Annotated in this window: 19 protein-coding genes; 11 read left to right on the top strand and 8 right to left on the bottom strand. The window is 70.0% G+C overall.

What is annotated here, in order from left to right; translation table 11 throughout:
- Positions 1-177: 177 nt before the first annotated feature.
- Genes HDC31_RS11735 through HDC31_RS11725 form a run of 3 tightly spaced genes read left to right on the top strand, consistent with a single transcriptional unit; the run spans position 178 to position 4,750 of the window.
- Positions 178-1,758 carry an HNH endonuclease signature motif containing protein gene (locus HDC31_RS11735; protein ID WP_179516129.1) on the top strand — a complete coding sequence of 527 codons (1,581 nt, stop codon included), beginning with the start codon at positions 178-180 and terminating at the stop codon, positions 1,756-1,758.
- 59 nt (positions 1,759-1,817) lie between these two features.
- Positions 1,818-3,257: an aldehyde dehydrogenase family protein gene (locus tag HDC31_RS11730; protein WP_058632468.1), complete on the top strand. Its 1,440-nt coding sequence runs from the start codon at positions 1,818-1,820 to the stop codon at positions 3,255-3,257.
- A 2-nt stretch (positions 3,258-3,259) separates the two neighbouring features.
- Positions 3,260-4,750, top strand: a complete 1,491-nt coding sequence (locus HDC31_RS11725; RefSeq protein WP_179516128.1) for an FAD-dependent oxidoreductase — start codon at positions 3,260-3,262, stop codon at positions 4,748-4,750.
- 20 nt (positions 4,751-4,770) lie between these two features.
- Here HDC31_RS11725 and HDC31_RS11720 read toward each other — a convergent pair whose 3' ends face one another.
- Entirely contained in the window at positions 4,771-5,382 is a 612-nt protein-coding gene (locus tag HDC31_RS11720) for a TetR/AcrR family transcriptional regulator (protein WP_046748880.1), read from the bottom strand.
- Positions 5,383-5,547: 165 nt separating this feature from the next.
- Between HDC31_RS11720 and HDC31_RS11715 the strand changes: the two genes are divergently transcribed.
- Genes HDC31_RS11715 through HDC31_RS11695 form a run of 5 tightly spaced genes read left to right on the top strand, consistent with a single transcriptional unit; the run spans position 5,548 to position 11,274 of the window.
- Positions 5,548-6,549, top strand: a complete 1,002-nt coding sequence (locus tag HDC31_RS11715) for an ABC transporter substrate-binding protein (protein WP_113681439.1) — start codon at positions 5,548-5,550, stop codon at positions 6,547-6,549.
- Between the two features lie 5 nt (positions 6,550-6,554).
- Positions 6,555-7,334, top strand: coding sequence for an ABC transporter permease (locus tag HDC31_RS11710; protein ID WP_113681442.1), 780 nt, complete (start codon positions 6,555-6,557; stop codon positions 7,332-7,334).
- A complete protein-coding gene (locus HDC31_RS11705; RefSeq protein ID WP_113681440.1) occupies positions 7,334-8,170 on the top strand; it encodes an ABC transporter permease in 837 nt (278 codons plus the stop codon). Before HDC31_RS11710 ends, HDC31_RS11705 begins: the two co-directional genes overlap by 1 nt.
- A complete protein-coding gene (locus HDC31_RS11700; protein WP_082108700.1) occupies positions 8,167-8,958 on the top strand; it encodes an ABC transporter ATP-binding protein in 792 nt (263 codons plus the stop codon). The genes HDC31_RS11705 and HDC31_RS11700 overlap by 4 nt, the downstream gene beginning before the upstream one ends.
- Positions 8,959-11,274: an arylsulfatase gene (locus HDC31_RS11695; RefSeq protein ID WP_058632466.1), complete on the top strand. Its 2,316-nt coding sequence runs from the start codon at positions 8,959-8,961 to the stop codon at positions 11,272-11,274.
- A 72-nt stretch (positions 11,275-11,346) separates the two neighbouring features.
- Here HDC31_RS11695 and HDC31_RS11690 read toward each other — a convergent pair whose 3' ends face one another.
- Genes HDC31_RS11690 through HDC31_RS11670 form a run of 5 tightly spaced genes read right to left on the bottom strand, consistent with a single transcriptional unit; the run spans position 11,347 to position 16,096 of the window.
- Positions 11,347-11,718: a DUF202 domain-containing protein gene (locus HDC31_RS11690; protein ID WP_227751372.1), complete on the bottom strand. Its 372-nt coding sequence runs from the start codon at positions 11,716-11,718 to the stop codon at positions 11,347-11,349.
- 13 nt (positions 11,719-11,731) lie between these two features.
- Entirely contained in the window at positions 11,732-12,088 is a 357-nt protein-coding gene (locus HDC31_RS11685; RefSeq protein ID WP_127011929.1) for a YidH family protein, read from the bottom strand.
- Positions 12,089-12,125: 37 nt separating this feature from the next.
- Positions 12,126-13,769 carry an amidohydrolase gene (locus tag HDC31_RS11680; RefSeq protein WP_141370193.1) on the bottom strand — a complete coding sequence of 548 codons (1,644 nt, stop codon included), beginning with the start codon at positions 13,767-13,769 and terminating at the stop codon, positions 12,126-12,128.
- A 1-nt stretch (position 13,770) separates the two neighbouring features.
- Positions 13,771-14,610, bottom strand: coding sequence for a molybdenum cofactor biosynthesis F family protein (locus tag HDC31_RS11675; protein ID WP_113681441.1), 840 nt, complete (start codon positions 14,608-14,610; stop codon positions 13,771-13,773).
- A gap of 31 nt (positions 14,611-14,641) precedes the next feature.
- A complete protein-coding gene (locus HDC31_RS11670) occupies positions 14,642-16,096 on the bottom strand; it encodes an APC family permease (protein ID WP_046748886.1) in 1,455 nt (484 codons plus the stop codon).
- Positions 16,097-16,213: 117 nt separating this feature from the next.
- Between HDC31_RS11670 and HDC31_RS11665 the strand changes: the two genes are divergently transcribed.
- Positions 16,214-17,107 carry an SDR family NAD(P)-dependent oxidoreductase gene (locus HDC31_RS11665; RefSeq protein WP_227751371.1) on the top strand — a complete coding sequence of 298 codons (894 nt, stop codon included), beginning with the start codon at positions 16,214-16,216 and terminating at the stop codon, positions 17,105-17,107.
- A 65-nt stretch (positions 17,108-17,172) separates the two neighbouring features.
- On the top strand, positions 17,173-17,988 hold the full coding sequence (locus tag HDC31_RS11660; RefSeq protein WP_045262180.1) for an SDR family NAD(P)-dependent oxidoreductase: 816 nt from the start codon (positions 17,173-17,175) through the stop codon (positions 17,986-17,988).
- A 15-nt stretch (positions 17,989-18,003) separates the two neighbouring features.
- On the opposite strand, the gene HDC31_RS11655 is transcribed toward HDC31_RS11660, so the two are convergent.
- Positions 18,004-18,561, bottom strand: a complete 558-nt coding sequence (locus HDC31_RS11655; RefSeq protein ID WP_179516127.1) for a TetR/AcrR family transcriptional regulator — start codon at positions 18,559-18,561, stop codon at positions 18,004-18,006.
- Positions 18,562-18,680: 119 nt separating this feature from the next.
- Between HDC31_RS11655 and HDC31_RS11650 the strand changes: the two genes are divergently transcribed.
- Complete coding sequence (locus HDC31_RS11650; RefSeq protein WP_113681148.1) at positions 18,681-19,715, top strand: aldo/keto reductase; 1,035 nt, start codon at positions 18,681-18,683, stop codon at positions 19,713-19,715.
- Between the two features lie 26 nt (positions 19,716-19,741).
- Here HDC31_RS11650 and HDC31_RS11645 read toward each other — a convergent pair whose 3' ends face one another.
- The gene (locus tag HDC31_RS11645; protein ID WP_113681149.1) at positions 19,742-20,392 is read right to left on the bottom strand and encodes an HAD-IA family hydrolase; all 651 of its coding nucleotides are present in this window, start codon (positions 20,390-20,392) and stop codon (positions 19,742-19,744) included.
- Positions 20,393-20,416 lie beyond the last annotated feature (24 nt).

Raw genomic sequence — 20,416 nt, 5'->3', positions numbered from 1 at the left:
GGGTTCTCCTGCGACCGGGGTGCGGCGGAGGTTTTCGGTGCGGATGCTGGGGTGGTGTGGAGGGCTGATCGCGGGTCTCTTGGTGTGAAGGAGGAGTGTCTCGAGCGTACTGGAATATCGCCCTGAACAGGGGTAATCGTGCCTCGAAATGTCGGTGGCCCTCTATTGAATCGTCGTATGGAAAGCACCCCGGCAGCGGTTCTCGACGACACGGTCGTCGCTCTCGACGCCGTGCTCCAGTCCGGCGCCATGGGCGCTCTCGATGCAGGAGAGATGATGGACCTGCTGCGGGTCGTGGGCGAGATCCAGCGACGCGCGGAGGCCGTGGTCGTCGAGGCGGTGGCGAGCGTCGATCAGCGTCCTGACAGGTCGGGGGAGCCGGCGTTCTGCGGACGGTACGGCTGCCGCTCGATGAACGAGTTGCTGCAGCGTGTGCTCCGCACCGACGCGGCGGGTGCCGCGCGCCTTGTGAAGGGCGCGCGCTTGGTGCGACGCGATGTCGACCTCTCCTCCGGAGAGTGGCTGCCGGCGCGGTGGCCGGCGCTGCGCGAGGCCCTCCTCGACGGGGCGATCGGCGTGACCGGGTTGCTGGCTGCGACGGGGCCGATCGAGCAGGCCGGTCCGCGCGTGCGCGTCGCCGACCGGTGGGAGGCGGACGCGTACCTGGCGGGAGTCGCTCGTGGCGCGGAGAGCGACGACGGTGCCGAGAACGAGCCCGGTCCGGCACCGACGCCCGAGGATCTGCGGGTGCAAGCTCAGCTGATCGTGCAGTACCTGGACCCGGACGGGGCGGAGCCGGCTGAGGACATCGCGTTGCGAGCGCGGGGTGTGGTGTTGGGGCGCGCCAAGGACGGCGTCATCCCGGTCCGCGGCGCGCTGTTGCCGGAGGTCGCGGGGCAGCTGCAGCGGATCTGGGACGCGTATCTGAACCCGAGGGTCGACGGTCCGCCGCTTCCCGGTGTCCACTTCGTACCGTCCGCGGAGCTCGAGGATTCCGACGCCGGGAGTCCGCATGCCCCGGTGTCGCCGGATGACGATGTGCTTCCGTCCGGGGACCCTGGCGGGATGATCGACGCGCGCACGCGGGCACAGAAGCAGCACGATGCACTCGCGGCGGCCCTGGGCATCGCGGCCCGACACGACGAGATGCCGCGGCTGGGCGGTGCTGCCCCGACTCTCGTGGTCACGGTCGGTGCCGAGGATTACGCCACGGGGCGGGGCTGGGCGCGGGTCGACGGGGTCGACACGCCTGTCTCGACCCGCGTCGCCGCGCACACGGCGTGCGGCGGTTCGATCCAGCGGGTCGTCTACGGGGCCGGCGGAAGGATCGTCGGGCTCGGGTCGAGCGACCGGATCTTCACCCCGGCGCAGCGCCGCGCGATCTGCGTGCGGGACCGCGAATGCCTCATTCCCGGGTGCCACGTCCCGGCCGCCTGGTGCGAGATCCACCACGTCACGGAGTACGCCCGTGGGGGTCCCACCCACACCGACAACGGGGTGGCGCTCTGCTGGCACCATCACCGCACGTTGGACACCTCAGGTTGGCAGATCCGCATGCGTGGGGGAGCGCCGCAGGTGCGAGGGCCGGCCTGGTGGGACCCGGCGCGGCGATGGCGCACCCCGCGACCGGCGACGGGGACTCGAACCGATCGCGAGAGGCCTGCTCGCCGCGCACCTGCCAGCGGGCGCATCGTTCGCGCGAGGACATCTTCGGCGCGCTCCGCGACAAGTGCGGCGGGAAGGGGCATCCGAGAATGAGAGGAAGGCCGGCGGCCACTCCGCCATCGGTCAGCGCCACGCTCGAAGGAGAGACACCGATGTCCGATTCCGCAGCTTCCGCAGCCGCCGCGCTGCTCGACCGCATCCAGGCGCCGGAAGGCGAGGGCCGTGAGATCCCCGATGCTGCGACCCGCGAGGTCATCGGCCGTGCACCCGTCGCCGCCGTGGACGACCTCGACGACGCGATCGCCCGTGCGAAGGCTGCGCAGCCCGCGTGGGAGGCGCTCGGTCACGAGAAACGGAGCGAACTGCTCCTGGCCGCGGCCGACGCGATCGATGCGAACGCCGAGGGTCTGGCCTACCTCCTGTCGCGCGAGCAGGGGAAGCCGCTCAACGGCCCGAACGCGCGGTTCGAGCTCGGTGCCTGCTCGGCATGGCTGCGCACCAATGCCAGCACCGTGCTCGAGTCGCAGGTGCTCGTCGACGACGAGACGCTGCACGCCGAGCTCGTCTACAAGGCGGCTGGTGTCGTCGGAGCCATCGGGCCGTGGAACTGGCCGCTCATGATCACGATCTGGCAGATCGGGCCGTCGCTGCGGATGGGCAACACGGTCGTCGCGAAGCCCAGCGAGTACACCCCGCTGAGCGTGCTCGCGATGATCGCGGTGATGAACGAGGTGCTGCCGGAGAATGTGCTGCTCGGCGTCTCCGGAGACCGTGAGGTGGGCGCTCGCCTCGCGTCACACCCCGACATCGCCAAGATCATGTTCACCGGCTCGACAGCGACCGGTCGCCGCATCATCGAGAGCTCCGCAGGCAACCTCGCCCGCCTCACGCTGGAGCTGGGCGGCAACGACGCGGGCATCGTGCTTCCCGGCACGGACGCGTCGGCCATCGCCGAAGACCTCTTCTGGGGGGCGTTCATCAACACCGGACAGACCTGCGCAGCCATGAAGCGCCTCTACGTGCACGACTCCGTCTACGACGAGGTCGTGGACGCACTCGCCGCGATCGCCGAGCAGGTGCCGATGGGCAACGGACTCGACGAGGGCAACGTGCTCGGACCGCTGCAGAACCGGCCGCAGTTCGACATCGTCAGCCGCCTGGTCGACGATGCGAAGAGCCGCGGTGCCCGGATCGTCACCGGCGGCGAGCCGGCATCCGACCTCGGCGAGCTGTTCTACCGGCCCACCATCGTCGCCGACATCGACAACGATGCGGCGCTGGTGCAGGAGGAGCAGTTCGGTCCCGCACTCCCCGTCATCCGCTACAGCGACGTCGACGAGGCCTTCGCGCTCGCGAACGCCCTCGACGTGGGCCTTGGCGCCTCGGTGTGGGCCAGCGACCCGGAGGAGGCCCGCGCCGTCGCTGCGCGCATGCAGTCCGGCACGGTGTGGATCAACTCGCACGGTGGGCTGCACCCCATGGTGCCGTTCGGCGGTGTGAAGAGCTCGGGCTACGGGCTGGAGTTCGGCGTCGAGGGACTCAAGTCCGTCGCCGTCACCCAGGTCGTCTCCGGACCGGGCCGGAAGGCCTGAGCGTGACCGCGGCGAACAGCGGCGCGGTGCGCTCCGCCATCGTCGTCGGGGCCGGCACCTCGGGCGCCATCGTCGCCCGGCGTCTCTCCGACGCCGGGGTCGCCGTCACGCTCGTCGAGGCCGGCGGCTACGACACGAATCCGGCCATCCACGACCCGTCGCGGGCGGGGGAGCTCTGGCACTCCGCCGAGGACTGGGACTTCTTCACCGTGCCGCAGCCGCACGCGGCCGGTCGACGTCTGCATCTCCCTCGCGGCAAGGTCACCGGCGGCTCGCACGCGCTGAACGCCATGATCTGGGTGCGCGGCGCGGCCTCCGACTACGACGCGTGGGAGGCCGCCGGCGCGACGGGATGGGGCTGGGCCGAGGTCGAGCCGATCTACGACGCGATCGAGAACGACCTGCTGCCCGTGACCGACGATTATGCGCTCTCGCCCATCCAGGCTTCGATCATCGACGCCGCCGTCGAGGAGGGGCTGCCGCGCAACCCGAACTACAACGGGGGCACGCTCGACGGGGTCTCACAGGAGCAGGTCACGATCAAGGACGGCCGTCGGGTCAACACCTGGACGGCCTATGCGCAGCCCGTCGCCGACCGGATGACGATCCTCACCGGCCGCGCCGTCCACTCCGTGATCGTGCGCGACGGGCGCGCGGTCGGCATCCGGCTGGGGGAGGGCGATGAGACCGAGGAAGTGTTCGCGGACGAGATCGTCCTGTCGGCGGGAGCGCTCGGCACGCCCGTCATCCTGCTGCGCTCGGGCATCGGTCCCGCCGACGAGCTGAGTGCGCTCGGCATCCCCGTCGTGCACGACGCCTCCGCTGTGGGCAAGAACCTGCACGACCACCTCCTCTCCCCGGTGATCTTCGCGACCGAGAAGAAGCCCATCGGCCCGCCGCAGTCGGGGGTGTCCGTCACGCAGAGCCACCTGTTCTGGCGCAGCCGCGACGGCCTCACGCAGCCGGACACGCAGCCCATCCACTTCTCCGTGCCGATGTGGGGCGACCTGGAACCACGGGGCGACGACGGGTTCACGCTCATGGCGGGCCTGGTGACGCCGTACAGCCGCGGCGAGCTGCGCCTCACCGGTCCCGGCCTCGACGACCTGCCGCACATCGACCTGGCGGCACTGGAGGATCAGCGCGATGCCGACGCCCTCGCCGCCTCCGTGCGCCAGTGCCGCCGCATCGGCGCACAGCCTGCGCTCGCCGAGGAGTGGGGAGCGGTGGAGGTGTACCCCGGGCCGGACGTGACGGACGACGATGTGGAGGACTGGGTGCGCCGCACGGCCATCACCTACCACCACCAGGTCGGCACCTGCCGCATGGGCAGCGACCAGGAGTCCGTGGTCGATCCGCAGCTCCGGGTACGCGGGATCGACGGGCTGCGTGTGGTCGACGCCTCCGTCATGCCGACCGTGCCCACCGGCAACACCAACGCGCCTGCGGCCATGATCGGCGAACGCGGCGCGCGGTTCATCCTCGCAGGCTGAAGGCAGGACGACGGATACGATCAGCGGGCGGGCGGGACGGAGGGGCGACGGAGCGTCGACAGCAGCGCGTCGAGGCCGTCGTTCAGCCGCCCGTCGCCCGCCGAGTCCGGCATCAGCACCGAGATCATCTGCCACCCCGCATTGCGCGACGCGATCTCGTTCACCGCGGTCTCGATGTCGATGCCGTCGGCGAGCTCGCCGTCGTCCCTGGCCTCGATCAGACACTGGCGGAACAGGTCCCGCCAGTGCAGGTTGTTCACGCGGTGGATCCTGGTGACCTCGTCGTCCTGCGACGCGTGATCCCAGAACGCGATGACCACCTTGGCGTACAGCGGGCCGTTCGGGCTGTAGGGGAGGATCTCCCTGCACATCCGCTCCAGAGCCTCGAGTCCTCGGACGCCCTCGATGCGGGCGTGGATGCGGTCGTTGGCGAGCGAGTACAGACGGAGGAACGCCGCCGTGAGGACGCTCCTCTTGTCGGGGAAGTACCGGGCGATCGCTCCATGCGCGTAGCCGGCCTCCGTGGCGATCTCGCGCATCGTGAGGTTGTCGAAACCGACGCGGATGATCACCTGTGTCGCCGCATCGGCGATGTGGGTCCTGCGTTCCTCATGGTCGACGATCTTGGGCATCGCGCCCCCCTCTCCGGTCCTGCACTCTCACATCCACGATTCTTCATTTGCTGTTTTTAGTCACCAAACGGTGACTAATGTAACCCGATCGTAATCAACAAAGTACTAAGCGCGACTACGATCTTTAAAATCACCAACCGGTGACTAACTCGAAGAGGAGTTCTCATGAACGTCACAAGACTCGCACGTCGCGCCTCCGGCGCCCTCGTGGTGGCCGGGACGCTCGCGCTCGCAGCCTGCACCTCCGCCCCCGCGTCCTCCTCCGGCGGCGACGGCGAGCTGACGACGCTCAAGGTCGCGACCATCGGCCTCGTCTCCGACGGGGCGCTGATACGGGGACAGGAGCAGGGCTTCTTCGAGGAGGAGGGGCTGAAGCTGGAGACCTCGGTGGTCGCCAACCCGCCGGCCGGACTCGCCGCTGCGCAGGGCGGACAGGTCGACATCGCGTACGCCCCCAGCATCCCGCTGCTGAACGCACTCAGCAGCGGCGTCCCGCTGAAGGTCGTCGCACCGGCGGACGGATTCGTCGCCGGAGCGGCTGACGCCGAAGACCCCGCGACCGTCGACGACACCGGTCTGTTCGCCTCCGCCGCCAGCGGCATCTCCTCGGTCGCGGACCTGAAGGGGGCGACCATCGCCATCCCCGCGCGCAAGGCGCAGCTCGAAGTCGTCATCTCCGATGCCCTCGACCGTGCCGGCGTCGACCCCGGCTCGGTGGAATGGGTCGTCCTGGACTTCACCTCGGCGGTCGCCGCGCTGCAGAGCGGCACGGTCGATGCGGCGGGGCTCGTCAGTCCCTTCACCGCGGAGGCGGATGCGGCGGGTGCGGTGCAGCTCGACTCGCCGTCCGTCGGCTTCTTCGAGGAGGGCGCCGTGGGGCTGTGGACCGCGGGGGAGAGCACGATCGCGGCGAAGGCCGATGCCATCGCCGCCTTCCAGCGCGCCGTCGCCAAGAGCAACGCCTACGCGAACGAGCACCCGGAGGACGCGATCCAGGCCGGGATCGACGCCACAGGCTCGACGCTGACGGTCGACGACGTCAAGCTGCCGTTCTGGCCGGCCGAGGTGGCGCCCGTGGATCTCGAACGCGTGAACGACAAGCTCGTCGCCCTCGGCTTCCTCGCGGCTCCGGTCGACCTCGAAGGCGTCGTCCTCGCCGCCGGATGATGCTCATGAACCGCTCTTCTCTCCTCCCGCCGCTCATCGGAGCCGCCGGCGTCGTCTCGGCGCTCGCGCTCTGGGAATGGTCGGCGACCGCCGGGCCGCTCGCCGGGTCACCGCTGCCGGCAGCCACGGCCGCGATCGGCGAGGCGATCCGTCTGCTCGGAACCCCTGCGACGTGGACGGCCCTCGGCGACACGCTCACGATGGCCCTCATCGGACTCGTCTTGGCGATCGTCGTCGGTGTCGCCCTCGGCGTCGCGATCGGCACGTCCCCGCTCGCGATGCACGCGACGCGGGTGCCGCTGGAGTTCCTGAAACCCATCCCGCCGATCGTGATCCTGCCCGTCGTCGTGCTGGTCATGGGGCCGACGGCGAGCATGGGCATCTTCCTGGTGTTCTTCGGCTGCTTCATCGCGATCGCGGTGCAGGCCTCGGCCGGCGTCTTCGACACCGATCCGGTCGCCAGGGCCACCGGACGCTCGTACGGCATGGGAAGAGCCGAGATCCTCGGCCGGATCGTGCTCCCGAGCGCGCTGCCCTACATCGGCACGGCCGTGCGGGTCGCCGCACCGACATCGCTCGTGGTCGCGGTGGTGGCAGGACTCCTCGGGGGAGGGCCGGGTCTCGGCCAGAGCCTGCTGCTGTCGCAGATCACCGGCAACCAGGCGCAGCTCTTCGCGTACGTGCTGATCCTCGGTGTGCTCGGCCTGTTGATTCAGGGACTCAGCCAGTGGGGCGAGCGCACGCTCCTGCACTGGCATCCGCAATACCGGAAGCAGGTCGTGTGATGACCCTCACCTCGTCGATCCAGACCCGAACCAGGCTCGCTCGACGACGCGGCCAGGACGGACTCCCGCGCGGCGTTCTGCTCGGTGCCGAGATCGCGGTGCCCGTCGCGCTGCTGGCGCTGTGGTGGTTCGCCTCGGCCGGGTCGACCAACGCGTTCTTCCCGCCGCTGCAGACGATCCTGCAACGGCTCTGGCAGCTCGCGCAGACGCCCGCCTTCCTGCTCGACATCGCCTCGTCCGTGGGCAACCTGGTGGTGTCCTTCCTGCGGGCGACCGTGATCGGTGTGCTCGTGGGGCTGCTGCTGGGCCTCGTCCGTCCGCTGAGCTGGTTCGCCGAGCCGACCATCCACTTCTTCCGTGCGATCCCGCCGGTCGCGCTGGTGCCGATCTTCGTCTCGCTCATCGGTTTCGGCACCGAGACACGCATCCTCTCCATCACCCTGGCCGCGGTGTTCCCCATCCTGATCTCGACGATCGACGGCGTCCGCGCCGGCGAGCCCACACTCGAGATGGTGAGCCGCGTGTACCGGCTGAGCGCCGGCGAGCGGCTGTTCTCCGTGATGCTCCCCGCTGCGAGTCCGCGCATCCTCTCCGGGATGCAGGTCAGTCTGATCACGGCGTTCGTCGTCATGATCGCGAGCGAGATGCTCGGCTCCTCGACGGGGCTCGGAGCGGCGACCCTGCTCGCGCAGCAGTCCTTCGCCATCCCGGACATGTGGGCCGGGATCCTCGTCCTCGGCGTCATCGGATACACCGCGACCGCCGTGTTCACCCTCTTCCGGCGCCGCGTGCTGCGCTGGTACATCGCCTCCCAGCAACAGGAGAAGAACGCATGACCACCACCACCGTCACCGCGCCGGTGCGCCTGAGCGTGCAGGGCCTCGCGAAGTCGTACGAGACGAAGGCGGGTCCTGTGCCCGTGATCGCCGACCTCACCTTCGACGTGCACGCCGGGGAGGTGTGCTGCATCGTCGGTCCCTCCGGCATCGGCAAGACCACCCTGTTGAAGTGCCTCACCGGGCTGCAGAGCATCACCGCCGGGAGCGCGGCCATCGACGGGACCCCCATCGACGGCCCTCCCGAGGAGATGGCGCTCGTGTTCCAGGAGTACACCCGGTCGCTGATGCCCTGGCTCACGGTCGAGAAGAACGTGCGCCTGCCGTTGAAGCATCTGCGCCTGCCCGCCGCGGAGCGCGAGGAGCGCATCGCCGCCGCCCTCTCCGCCGTCGGACTGTCCGGTGCGGAGTCCAAGTTCCCCTGGCAGCTGTCCGGCGGCATGCAGCAGCGCGTCGCGATCGCGCGGGCGATCGCCTACCGGCCGGAGGTGCTCGTGATGGACGAGCCCTTCGCCTCGGTCGACGCGCAGACGCGCTTCGAGCTGGAGGACCTGTGCCTGCGCATCCGCGAGCAGTTCGGGATGACGATCGTCGTCGTCACCCATGACATCGATGAGGCGGTCTACCTCTCCGACCGTGTGGTGGTGCTCGGCGAACGCCCCGCGAAGGTCACCGAGATCATCGAGATCGACTTCAGCGGTCCTCGTGATCAGCTCACGACACGAGCCCTCCCGGTGTTCGCCGAGCTGCGCACCCGCATCTTCGAGCTCATCCGGAAGGCGGGCTGAATGTCCGTGTCGTACGAAGCCCGTGGATACGAACGGTTCCAGGGCCGCGCCGAGGAGTTCACCTCGTCCTCCGAGCCCTGGTGGCCGGAGCCTCGCCGTGCGAGAGCGGGGGCTCCGAACGTGATCGTGATGCTGATCGACGATCTGGGCTTCAGCGACCTCGGGCCCTTCGGCAGTGAGATCGACACCCCGCGCATCGACGCGCTGGCCGCCGACGGCTGGGTCTTCACGAACTACCGCACCGCTCCGATGTGCTCCCCGGCCCGCGCCGCCCTGCTCACGGGCCTGAACCCCCACCGTGCGGGCTTCGGCTTCGTGGCGCACGTCGATCCCGGTTACCCGGGGTTCAGCTGCGAGCTGCCCGCCGACGCCCCGACCCTCGCCGAGTCGCTGCGGGCAGGGGGATACGCGACGTTCATGGTCGGCAAGTGGCACCTGACCCTGGAGTCGAGCCTGCACGACGGAGCCGACCGTCGCACGTGGCCGTTGCAGCGCGGCTTCGACAGGTACTTCGGCAGCATGGACGGCTTCACCTCGCTGCATCACCCGCACCGGCTCGTGCAGGACAACGCAGTGGTCGATCTGCATGAGTACCCCGACGGCTTCTTCCTGACGGACGAGCTCACGGACAGGGCGATCGGCATGATCGACGATCTGCGCGTGAACGACCCCGACAAGCCGTTCTTCCTCTATTACGCGCACACCTCGGTGCACGGCCCCATCCAGGCGAAGGACATCGACATCGCGAAGTACCGCGGTCGGTACGAGGCCGGGTGGAACCGGATGCGCGAGGAGCGATTCGCTCGGCAGCGCGAACGGGGCATCGTGCCGGCGCATGCCGACCTGCCGACGGACGCGATAGCCGACGGTGCGCAGATCCCCGCCTGGGACGACCTCGCCGAAGAGGACCGGCGGCTGTTCGCGAGGCACATGGAGGTGTACGCGGCGGCCGTGGACGAGATCGACCAGAGCGTCGGTCGCCTGCTCGATCGACTCGAACGCAGCGGGGAGCGCGAGAACACCATCGTGGTGATCGCCAGCGACAACGGGGGGACGGCGGAGGGCGGTCCGACCGGCACGCGGAGCTACTTCGCGCAGTTCGGCAGCCACGGCGGCATGCCCGAGGACTGGGTCACCGACGTGCCGCGCGACGTGGACGACATCGGCGGGCCGCGCCTGTTCGGGCAGTACCCCACAGGGTGGGCGCGGGTGTCCAACACCCCGTTCCGCTCGTTCAAGGCCACCACCTACGAGGGGGGAGTGCACGCGCCTCTGCTCGTGTCCTGGCCCGATGCACCGATGCGCGGCGGGCTGCGCGACCAGTTCGTGTTCGTGTCCGACCTCGCGCCCACGCTGCTGGAACTCTGCGGGGTGCCTGCCCTGGCCGAACGCAACGGCGTGCCCGCGCTCGACATGGACGGCGGCAGCATCGTGGATGTGCTCGCGAACCCTCGCGCGGACGGGCGTGAGGTGCAGTACTTCGAGTGCGTGGGGCGGCGAGCGATCGTGGACGGCCGCTGGAAGGCGCTCTCGACCGTGACCCCCACACCGGACGAAGGACCGGCAGGCGGGAGCTGGGAACTGTACGACCTGGAGCTCGATCCCACGGAGACCGTCGACGTCGCGCACGCCCACCCGGAGGTCGTCGCCGCACTCGCAGATCGTTGGCATGCCGAGGCATGGCGGAACACAGTGTTCCCGCTGGACGACGAGGGTGCGCTGTTCCGGGTGCGACCCGACACCGAGGAGCCGTTGTCGGCACCGGTCGACCTGATCCCGTTCCGCCCGCCGCTGGAGAGATTCCGTGCGGCGAAGCTGACGGTGCTGCGCTCGTTCCGGATCGAGGTGGATCTCGAGGCCGGCCACGACGCCGCAGGGGTGATCGTGGCGCACGGCGACCAGGGCGGCGGCTACCTGCTCGCGCTCGACCGCGGCGCCCCGCTGCTCGTGTACAACGCGTACGGACGCATGCACCGCGCGCGAGGTTCCCTGCTCGGCGCCGGTCCGCATCGCCTCGTGGTGCGCATGGACGAACAGCCCGGTCTGCGCTGGAGCGCGAGCGTCGAGGTCGACGGGCGAGACGACGCCCGGATCGACGACGTGTCCATGCTGATCGGGATGTCGCCCTTCACGGGCATCAGCGTCGGCTACGACTTCGGTGGCCCCGTCGACTGGGAGCTGCACGAAGAGCACCGGTCGTATCCGTTCCGCGGCGGTTCGCTGCAGCGCGTGCGCTACGTGCCGGGTGCCCGTTCCGTGCACGATGCCACTGTGCTGCGCGCGGTGGGACGCGCCGTGCTGACGGTCGCCGACTGAGGTCGGCACCGGGCCCGGCTGGCACTGGGTCCGGTCGGCACCGACGTCTGAGGGGGCGTCGGTGCCGACCAGTCACATCGCGAGCTGTGCGACGACGACGAGGACCACCGCGATCACGCCGAAGCCGGTCCCGAACACGGTGAGCGCGAGCAGGAGCGAACCACCGGGAAGGGGCCCCGCCGCCGTCTCTGTGAGCACGGCGGTCGTGCGGCGCTGTCGTCGTCGTGCGGCGATCCAGAGCACGCATGCGGTGCCGACGCCGATCACGCCTGGTGCGATGCCCCAGGCCCCGAACACGGGCGGCAGGACGAGCGGGAAGACCCGCAGCGACAGCAGCGAGCCGATCGCGATCGCGAGGGCGGTGCGTCGCCAGGCGAGTTCGGTGCGCTCCGGTTGCAGTCCGGGGTCGTACCGTCGTTGCGGTTCGATGGCACGTCGCATCATCCGCGCTGACCGATCAACGCCACAGCACGCCGGCGAGCACCAGCAGCCCGACCGTCACGACCACCGCCGCCAGCAGCACGGCGGACAGCGCGCCGGGCAGCGGCCGTGACTGCCGCATCGCGCGTTCCGCCCGCATCCACTCCCACCACGCGAGAGGCGCGACCACGGTACCGGTCACCATCAGCAGCAGCGAGGCCGCGAGGCGGAACCCCGGATGCAGATCCAGGCCGAGCACCTCGAGCGCGACGCCCCCGGCGATCAGCGCGAGAGCAGTCCTGGTCCACGCCAGGAACGTGCGCTCGTTGGCGAGCGAGAACCGCGGGTCGGGCTCTTCTCCGACGCCGTACACGGAGGAGGGGAAGCGTCGCATCGCCTCATCGTATCGGCGCGACCGCCGCATCCGCGGGTCAGTCCCCGTGCACACGGCGACCGGCGAACCACGTCGACTCGATCGAGGTGTGCACGATCTCGTCGGCGGGCCCGGCGATCGCATCGCGTGCCAGCACCACGAAGTCGGCCGATTTGCCGGGGGAGAGGGATCCGGTCTCGTTTCCGAGGCCCATCGCGGTCGCCGCGTTGATCGTGAAGACCTCCAGCGCCTCCTGCGCCGTGATCGCCTGTTCGGGCCAGAGACGTCCCGGTGCGCGGCCGAGCGGATCGGCTCTGGTCACCAGGCCCTGCAGCCCCTCCAGCGTGTTCGGGGAATCGCTCACCGGCCAGTCGGATCCGCCGGCCACGAGCGCCCCGGCATCGAGGAGAGAGCGGTTGGGCTGCGAGTGCTCCGCCCGGTCACCGAGCACGTCGGCCAGCGCCTGCGGGATCACCCCGGGGTACCAGATGAACGGGGAGATGTCGGCCGAGACGTTCAGCTCCGCCAGCCGAGGGACGTCGGACTCGGCGAGGAACTGCCCGTGCGCGATCTGCACGGGCGTGGTGAAGCCTGCTGCGCGCAGCTGCTCCGCGGCGTCGAGGACCAGTCGGGCGGAGCCGTCCCCCGTGCAGTGCACCTTGGCGCCGAGGCCACGCTCGGCCACGGCGCGCAGCCACCTCGTGAGCTCGTCGAGGGTCATGGTCGTCTCGCCGTGGAAGTGTGCGCCGTGCACCGGGTCGGCGGGGTACGGGTCGAGGAAGGCGGCGGTCCGGGCCGGCGGAACGCCGTCGAGGAAGATCTTGACGAAATCGGGCCGATGGTGCGGGGTGCGGAACTCCTCGCCCCGGTCGAGCAGGGGAGCGCCGATCGGGTCGAACCCGAAGATCTCGTCGTTGATCAGCAGCGATGACACGACCCAGGCGCGCAGGTCGTCCGCGCGGTCGAGGTCGGAGAGCGCGCGGAGGATGTCCACCGAGACCCCTGCATCCTGGAACGCCGTCACGCCGTAGGAGTTGAGGATCTCGACACCTCGTCGGGAGGCCGCGGCGTGCTGCTGCGGTGTGAGCCCGCCCGTGCGGTCGTACGCCTCCTGCACCGGGATCCCCGCGGCTTCGAGCAGGACGCCGGAGGGTGTGCCGTCGTCAGGGTCGAGCAGGGTCACCCCCGACTCGGGGACGTGCTCCGCCGTGATGCCCGCGAGCTCCAGCGCCCGACTGCTCACCCAGCGGTTGTGGCGGGAATCCTCCATGAGCATCACCGGGCGCCCGCCGCTCGCCTCGTCCAGGCGGCGTCGGCTCGCGGTGTTCGCGAGGGAGGGCAGCAGGGTGGTCGCCACCGCGCCGCCGACGATCCAGGCGTCCTGCGGCAGCTCCGCGGCCTTCTCCCGCACGCGGTCGAGCACCTCATCGAGACTCAGCGACGGCGCGAGCGACAACTCGAACAGGTCCGTGCGCCCGGCGAGCGCGTGGTGGTTGTGCACATCGACGAAACCGGGGTACACGGCCGCGTCGCCGACCTCGAGCAGACGGGTCCTGCGGCCCCGGAGCGCTTCGATGTCCGAGCGCGCTCCGACCGCGATGATCCTGCCGTCGCGCACGGCGAAGGCCTCGACCACCGGGTTCGCGCGGTCGGCCGTGCGGATCGCGGAACCGGTGACGATGAGGTCGGCGACGTCGGTCATGTCAGACGGCTCCGAAGGTCGCGGGCTCGAGCTCCGGCGCGTGCAGCGTCGTGGAGAGCAGTCGTCCGTGGGCGCCGAACGTGAAGTGCGTCGGCACCTCCCCGCTCTCGTCGAGGCCGAACAGCACGCCGTGGGAGCGGATCGCGTTCACGTCGCGGTGGTCGGCGATCGTCACGGATGCGCAGGGGATGACCTTCTCGCGCCAGGCGAACACGTAGATGCCGGGGCGGATCTGCCACACGCTGTTCTCATCCGTGTCGGCGAGGCCGCGTTCCGGTCCCGCGAGGCACTGCCACGAGTACCAGTGCGACGACAGGTAGACGTGTTCGTACGCGTGCTCTTCGCTGTACACCCACTCGACCCTGCGACCGATGAGGGTCGTCGTGGGAGCGGCCTCCTCGCCGCTCTGCTCGATGCCCTCGATCGCCCCGGGGGCGAAATGGTGCTGCACGCGGGTGCGGCCCTGCTCCGGTGCCGGCAGGATCTCGGAGATCACGGCCAGAGCGCGGCCCTGTCGCAGGTCGAGGACGAGCGAGACGGCCTCGTGCGGCAGGTAGCGGTGGTGGAACTGCACGAAGTAGAGCTGTTCGTCGACCTCGAAGGCCTCGTAGTCGTCGGTGTCCGCCGCGGCCTCGGTGTCGTCCTCCGCTCCCGGCTGGTACTCCCACGAGACGGTCGAGTCGGCGAAGCGATGCACGATGCGGGTGCCGCGACCGTCGACGACGGTGACCTCGGTGCCGCTCAGCGCGGTCGAGTGCGGGGCCTTGTTGGCGTCGAAGCCGGGTGCCAGTCCCTCCAGGGGCAGCCAGGTCGAGGTGTCAGCGGGATTCAGAGTGGTCATGCGATCTCCTTCGATGGATGGTCTGGGGGAGTCAGCGGTCGCTGAACTGCTCCAGGTCGGTGGCGAGGCCTTCGTAGACGGCCGGTCTGGCGCGCTTCAGGTAGGCCCCGTAGCCGATGCCGCCGATCAGGGCGACCACCAGCAGCAGCGGCATCAGCCGGATGGCGAGCTCCTCCGACCCGGCGACGATGTTGAAGTTCACGACGGCGAGGACGGAGATGGCCGCGATGCCGAGGAAGCCGATGCCGGGGGCGATGAACGTGCTCCACCAGCGCGGGTCCTGGCGGCGGCGGAAGTAGACGACGATCGAGATCGCGGCGAGTCCCTGCAGGATCAGCACGCTCAGGGTGCCGAAGCCGAGCATGGCGGGGACGAGCGTGACGATCGGGTCCGCTCCCGCGATGGCGAAGATCACCGCGACGACCGCGGCGAAGCCGGCCTGCACGATCCCGGCCAGCTGCGGCGCGCCGTTGGCACGCGTGCGGGCGAGGGCCTGCGGGAGGATCCTGGCCCGCCCCAGCGAGTACAGGTAGCGCGTCGCCGAGTTGTGGAAGGCGAGCATGGCGGCGAACAGGCTCACCAGGAGCAGGATCATCATCACGGTCGTGAGCGGGCCGCCCAGGTACTGCTGCGACAGCGAGAAGATGAGGTCGCCCGTTGGCAGGTGCTCGAGCGCGGTGGCCTGGGCCTGCGCCACACCGGTCGCGCTCACGACGGCCCAGGTGGTGACACCGAGGATCACGCCGATCGCGATGATCGAGGTGTAGGTCGCCCGCGGGATGGTGCGCAGCGGCTGCTTGGCCTCCTCGCTGAACAGCGCCGTCGCCTCGAAGCCGAGGAAGCCGGTCGCCGCCAGCAGCAGGCCGATGGGCAGCGACCCGGAGAACACGGCCTCGGGGCTGAACGCCGCCACGTCGTAGCCCGTCTGCACGAGCACGGAGATGTCGAACACCACGAGCATCAGCACCTCGAGCACGAGGCAGACCCCCAGGATCTTCGAGCTGAAGTCGACACCCACCCGGGCCAGCACGAAGCAGACGACGATGGACAGCAGACCCCAGACGAGCCAGTGCACGTCGAGGCCGGTGAGGTCGCGGATGATCGTCTGCATGAAGAAGCCGCTGGTGCCGATCGTTCCGACGACGAAGAAGTTGTAGCCGAGGGTGGCGATCAGACCCGCGATGAGGCCACCGGTGCGACCGAGGCCCTTCACCACGAACGCGTAGAAGCCTCCGGCGTTCACGAGCTGCTTCGACATCTGGGCGTAGCCGATCGCGAACAGCAGCAGGATCGCCGCGACCAGGAAGAACGACATGGGCGTGCCACCGCCGTTGCCCAGCGCGATGGCGAGCGAGGCCACCACCACGATGCCCGTGAGCGGGGCGACGGCGGCGAGGACGAGGAAGACGATCCCGGCGACGCCGAGGGCTCCGGGTCGGAGAGAGGTGTGCGTATGCGTCGTGGACGCGGATGTCGGGTCTGCCACGTCGGCTCCTTTGCTGGGTGACGGCCGTGCGGACACGGCATCGACGACGAGGGGAATCGTCGATAGAGCGAGTCTGCTCGTGCTGTCGACGACGCGCTTGACCCTGAGGGAAAGACGATGGTGCCAGCGTGCACAGCCTCCTCCCGAACCTTCGAACGGCCGGGAACAGGGGAGCAGGATGACCGTGATGACACCGCCGTCCTCTCCCGCACCACCGGTGCAGGGACGGCCTGCGAGGGACAGATGGATCTGCAGCTGCACGACAGGACGGCCCTGATCACGGGTGCCGGGAGCGGCATCGGGCGCGCCACGGCCCGCGCGCTCGCGCAGGAGGGGATGCGGGTGGCGTTGCTCGACCGCGACAGCGCCGCTCTGGAGGGCACCGCTGCGCTCGTGCGGGACGCTGTTCCGGAAGCGGCGGAGGCGGTTCTCGTCCTCGCCGACGTGACGGATGAAGAGCAGGTGCGCGCCGGCGTGCTCAGGGCGGTCGACGGTCTCGGTGGGGTGGATCACGTGGTGTGCTGCGCAGGCATCTCCGGCCCGGTCGGCTCGTCGATCGAGGACACCGACCTCGCTGCGTGGAACACCGTGCTCGCCGTCAACGTGACAGGGCCCTTCCTGGTGCTCAAGCACGCGCTCCCCGCGCTGCGGATCGCGGATCGGGGATCCATCGTCCTCCTCGCGAGCGACTCGGCCCTCGTCGCGTCACCAGGGATGGTCCCCTACTGCGCGTCGAAGGCCGCGGTCGTCCAGTTCGGCCGCGCGCTGTCCGTCGATCTCCTCGGCACCGGGATCCGCGTGAACTCGATCGCCCCGTCGATCGTCGACACACCGATGAGTCGCGGCGATCTGGGTGAGGCCGCTCTGGACGATCCCGGGTTCCCCGTGCAGACCGCGGACGAGGTGGCCGCCCACGTGGCCTACCTGCTGTCGCCTCACGCCGCGGCGGTGAACGGCACCACGCTGATCAGCGACTTCGGCTACACCGCCCGCTCGGGATTCCCCGCCTGATACGGACGCATCGGACCAGACCACCGCGCGCACGCGCATCGAGCGAACACCACACAGGAGAAGACATGGGAATCACGGTCGGATCGAGCGTCTCAGGGCGCGTCGTCGTCATCACCGGAGGCGGCACGGGCATCGGCGCGGCCATCGCCGAGCGCTACGCGGCAGAGGGGGCCCACGTCGTGGTGGTGGGTCGGCGAGCGGAGCCGCTGCACGAGGTGGAGCGGGCGGTGGGTGCGGTGCCCGTCATCGCGGATGCCGCGGACACCGCGTCGGCCCAGGCCGCTGTCGCCGAGGTGCTGGCGCGCTTCGGTCGCATCGATGTGCTCGTCGCGAATGCCGGCGGCCACGGGTTCTCCCCGGTCGGCGACACCGACGATGCGAGCTGGGAGGCGGCGATCCGCGCGAACCTCACGACGGCGTTCACGATGGCGCGCGAGGCCCTTCCTGCGCTGATCGAGGCGAAGGGGCAGATCGTGATCGTCTCCTCGCTCGCCGGTCTGTTCGCCGGCCCGTCGGTGGCCGGGTACACGGTGGGCAAGCATGCGCTGATCGGTCTGACCCGCACGTTGGCACGTGACTACGGCCGGCACGGCGTGCGGGTGAACGCGATCTGCCCCGGCTGGGTGCAGACGCCCATGGCCGACGACGAGATGGACGAGTTCGCCTCGCACGCGGGGCTCGGTTCCCGTGAGGAGGCGTATGCGACCGTCACGGCCGACGTGCCGCTGCGTCGCCCGGCGCGCCCCTCCGAGATCGCCTCGGTTGTGCGCTTCCTCGGGTCAGGGGAGTCGTCTTACATCACCGGTGCCGTGATCGTCGCGGACGGCGGTTCGCACGTCGTCGACGTGCCGACCATCGCCTTCGACCACGCCGGGATGTGACCGACCGAGGGTGCGTCAGGGGCGGGTCCCGGCCGTTGCGCGGTAGCGGAGACCGTCCACGAGCAGCCCGACCAGGACCTGACTCTGCTCCTCCGACCCCGCGGAGTGGCAGAGGTTCGCTGCGGCATACAGGAGTTGCGTCGCGTCGAGGTCGCGGCGGATCGTCCCCGCCTCGGCTGCGGCGTCGAGAAGACGTTCGAGCGCTCCGCCGAGTTCGGCGGTGAAGTACGACGGCAGTGCCTCGAAGGCGGGATCTCCGGAGTGCAGCGCGGCAGCGAGCCCGCGCTTCGTGGCGACGAACTGCGTGAAGCGCTGCAGCCACAGGGCGAGCGCGTCATCCGGGGAGTGCGCGGCGGCGAGCTCGTCCGCGGCCGCCGCGGTGGCATCGACGGCATGCCGGAAGACGGCGACCACGAGGTCCGACCGCTGCGGGAAGCGGCGGTACAGGGTGCCCACTCCGACGCCTGCGCGCTCGGCGATCAGCCTCGCGGGCGCGTCGACCCCCTCCGTGGCGAAGACCTCGCGCGCGGCATCGGTCAGTGCGTCGGCATTGCGGCGGGCGTCGGCGCGCATGGATCCTCCGGGGGGTTGCATAAACGGAACACTGTTCCGTATGCTTCCGGAAAGGCGTTCCACTTCGGTCAACGATAGGGCACCGGACAGCAGAGCGCCATCGATGGAAGGAACACGACATGCACTACCGCACCCTCGGCAGGACCGGGATCCAGGTGAGCCCGTTCGCCCTCGGGGCCATGATGCTCGGCACGGACGGCAGCATCGGGAACGGCGACGAGCGGGACTCCATCCGCATCGTGCATCGAGCCATCGATGCGGGCATCAACATCATCGACACGGCCGACCGATACTCGCAGGGCGGCTCCGAAGAGCTCATCGGCAAGGCGCTCGCCGGCCGTCGCGACGACGTGGTCCTGGCCACGAAGTTCAACGGACCGATGGGCACCGACCCGAACAGGCGCGGCAACTCCCGCCGATGGATCATGCGCGCCGTCGAGGACTCGCTCCGTCGGCTGGGGACCGACTACATCGACCTGTACCAGGCGCACCGTCCTGACGACACCGTCGACCTCGAGGAGACGCTCTCCGCGCTGACCGATCTGGTCCGCAGCGGCAAGGTGCGAGCGATCGGCAGCTCGGACTTCCCCGCCTCGATGCAGGTCGAGGCGCAGTGGACCTCCGAGCGTCGGGGCCTCGAGCGCTTCCGCACCGAGCAGCCGACCTACTCGATCCTGAACCGTGGCATCGAACGGGAAGTGCTGCCCGTCGCGCAGCGCTACGGCATGGGCGCCCTCGTCTGGAGTCCTCTCGCCGGCGGCATGCTGACCGGACGGTTCCGGAGGGGACAGCAGACCGATCTCGCTCGCGCGACCATGTTCCGGCACAACCAGGACGAGCGGCGGATCGACGCCGTGGAGCAGATCGTCGCGCTCTCCGAGGAGACCGGCATCCGGATGACCCACCTCGCGATGGCGTTCGCGATCGCGCATCCCGATGTCACGAGCGCGCTGATCGGCCCGCGGTCGATGGAGCAGCTGGACGACCTGCTTGCGGGAGTGGACATCGCGCTCACGGACGAGGTGCTCGACCGGATCGACGCGATCGTCCCGCCCGGCACCGATGTCGGACGCCTCGATCAGCAGTACAACCCGCCCGCTGTGCTCGAGCCCGCGCTGCGACGGCGACCGGTGGCGCACCGCTCCGCCGCCTAGGCGACCGGGTGTGAGCTCCGGACCGCTCAGCCGATCCGGAGCTCGAAGCCGTCGTCGACGGCGGCGATCGACACCTGCGTGAGGTCGTCCACGTGCGCGGTCGGGGCATGGGCGGCGGCGTGCGGGCCGACTCCGATCACTCGCATGCCCGCGGCGTGGGCGGCCTGGATCCCGGCGCCGGAGTCCTCGAACACGAGGCAGTCCGCGGGGTCGACGCCCAGCGTGCGCGCAGCGAGGAGGAAGCCCTCAGGGTCGGGCTTCGACGCGGACACGTTCTCGGCCGTCACGGCGAGGGCGGGCACGGTCAGCTCGGCCTGACGCATCCGCGCGGTCATCAAGGCGACGTTGGCGGAGGTCACGATCGCGTGGGCGAAGGGCTGCAGAGCATCGAGCAGACCGTCGGCGCCGGGGATCATGATGACGCCTTCCACGTCGGACGCCTCGTTCGCGAGCATGACCTCGTTCTCGCGGAGGTTGATCGCGTGATCGCGCTCGGGCAGCATGATCGCCATGCTCTGGTGACCCTGACGTCCGTGCACCACACTCAGCACCGTCTCGGGGGCGATCCCGTGCGGCTCCGCCCAGGCCAGCCACAGCCGCTCCACCACGGCGGTCGAGTCGACGAGGGTGCCGTCCATGTCGAGGAGGGCAGCGCGGGCGTGGATGGTCTGGGTCATCCTCTCAGGCTAATCCCCACGTCC

This window comes from Microbacterium sp. JAI119, from assembly GCF_013410135.1.
Lineage (GTDB): Bacteria > Actinomycetota > Actinomycetes > Actinomycetales > Microbacteriaceae > Microbacterium > Microbacterium oxydans.
The sequence above is the reverse complement of the archived record's forward strand: the minus strand, read 5'-3'. Positions and strand labels throughout refer to the sequence as shown.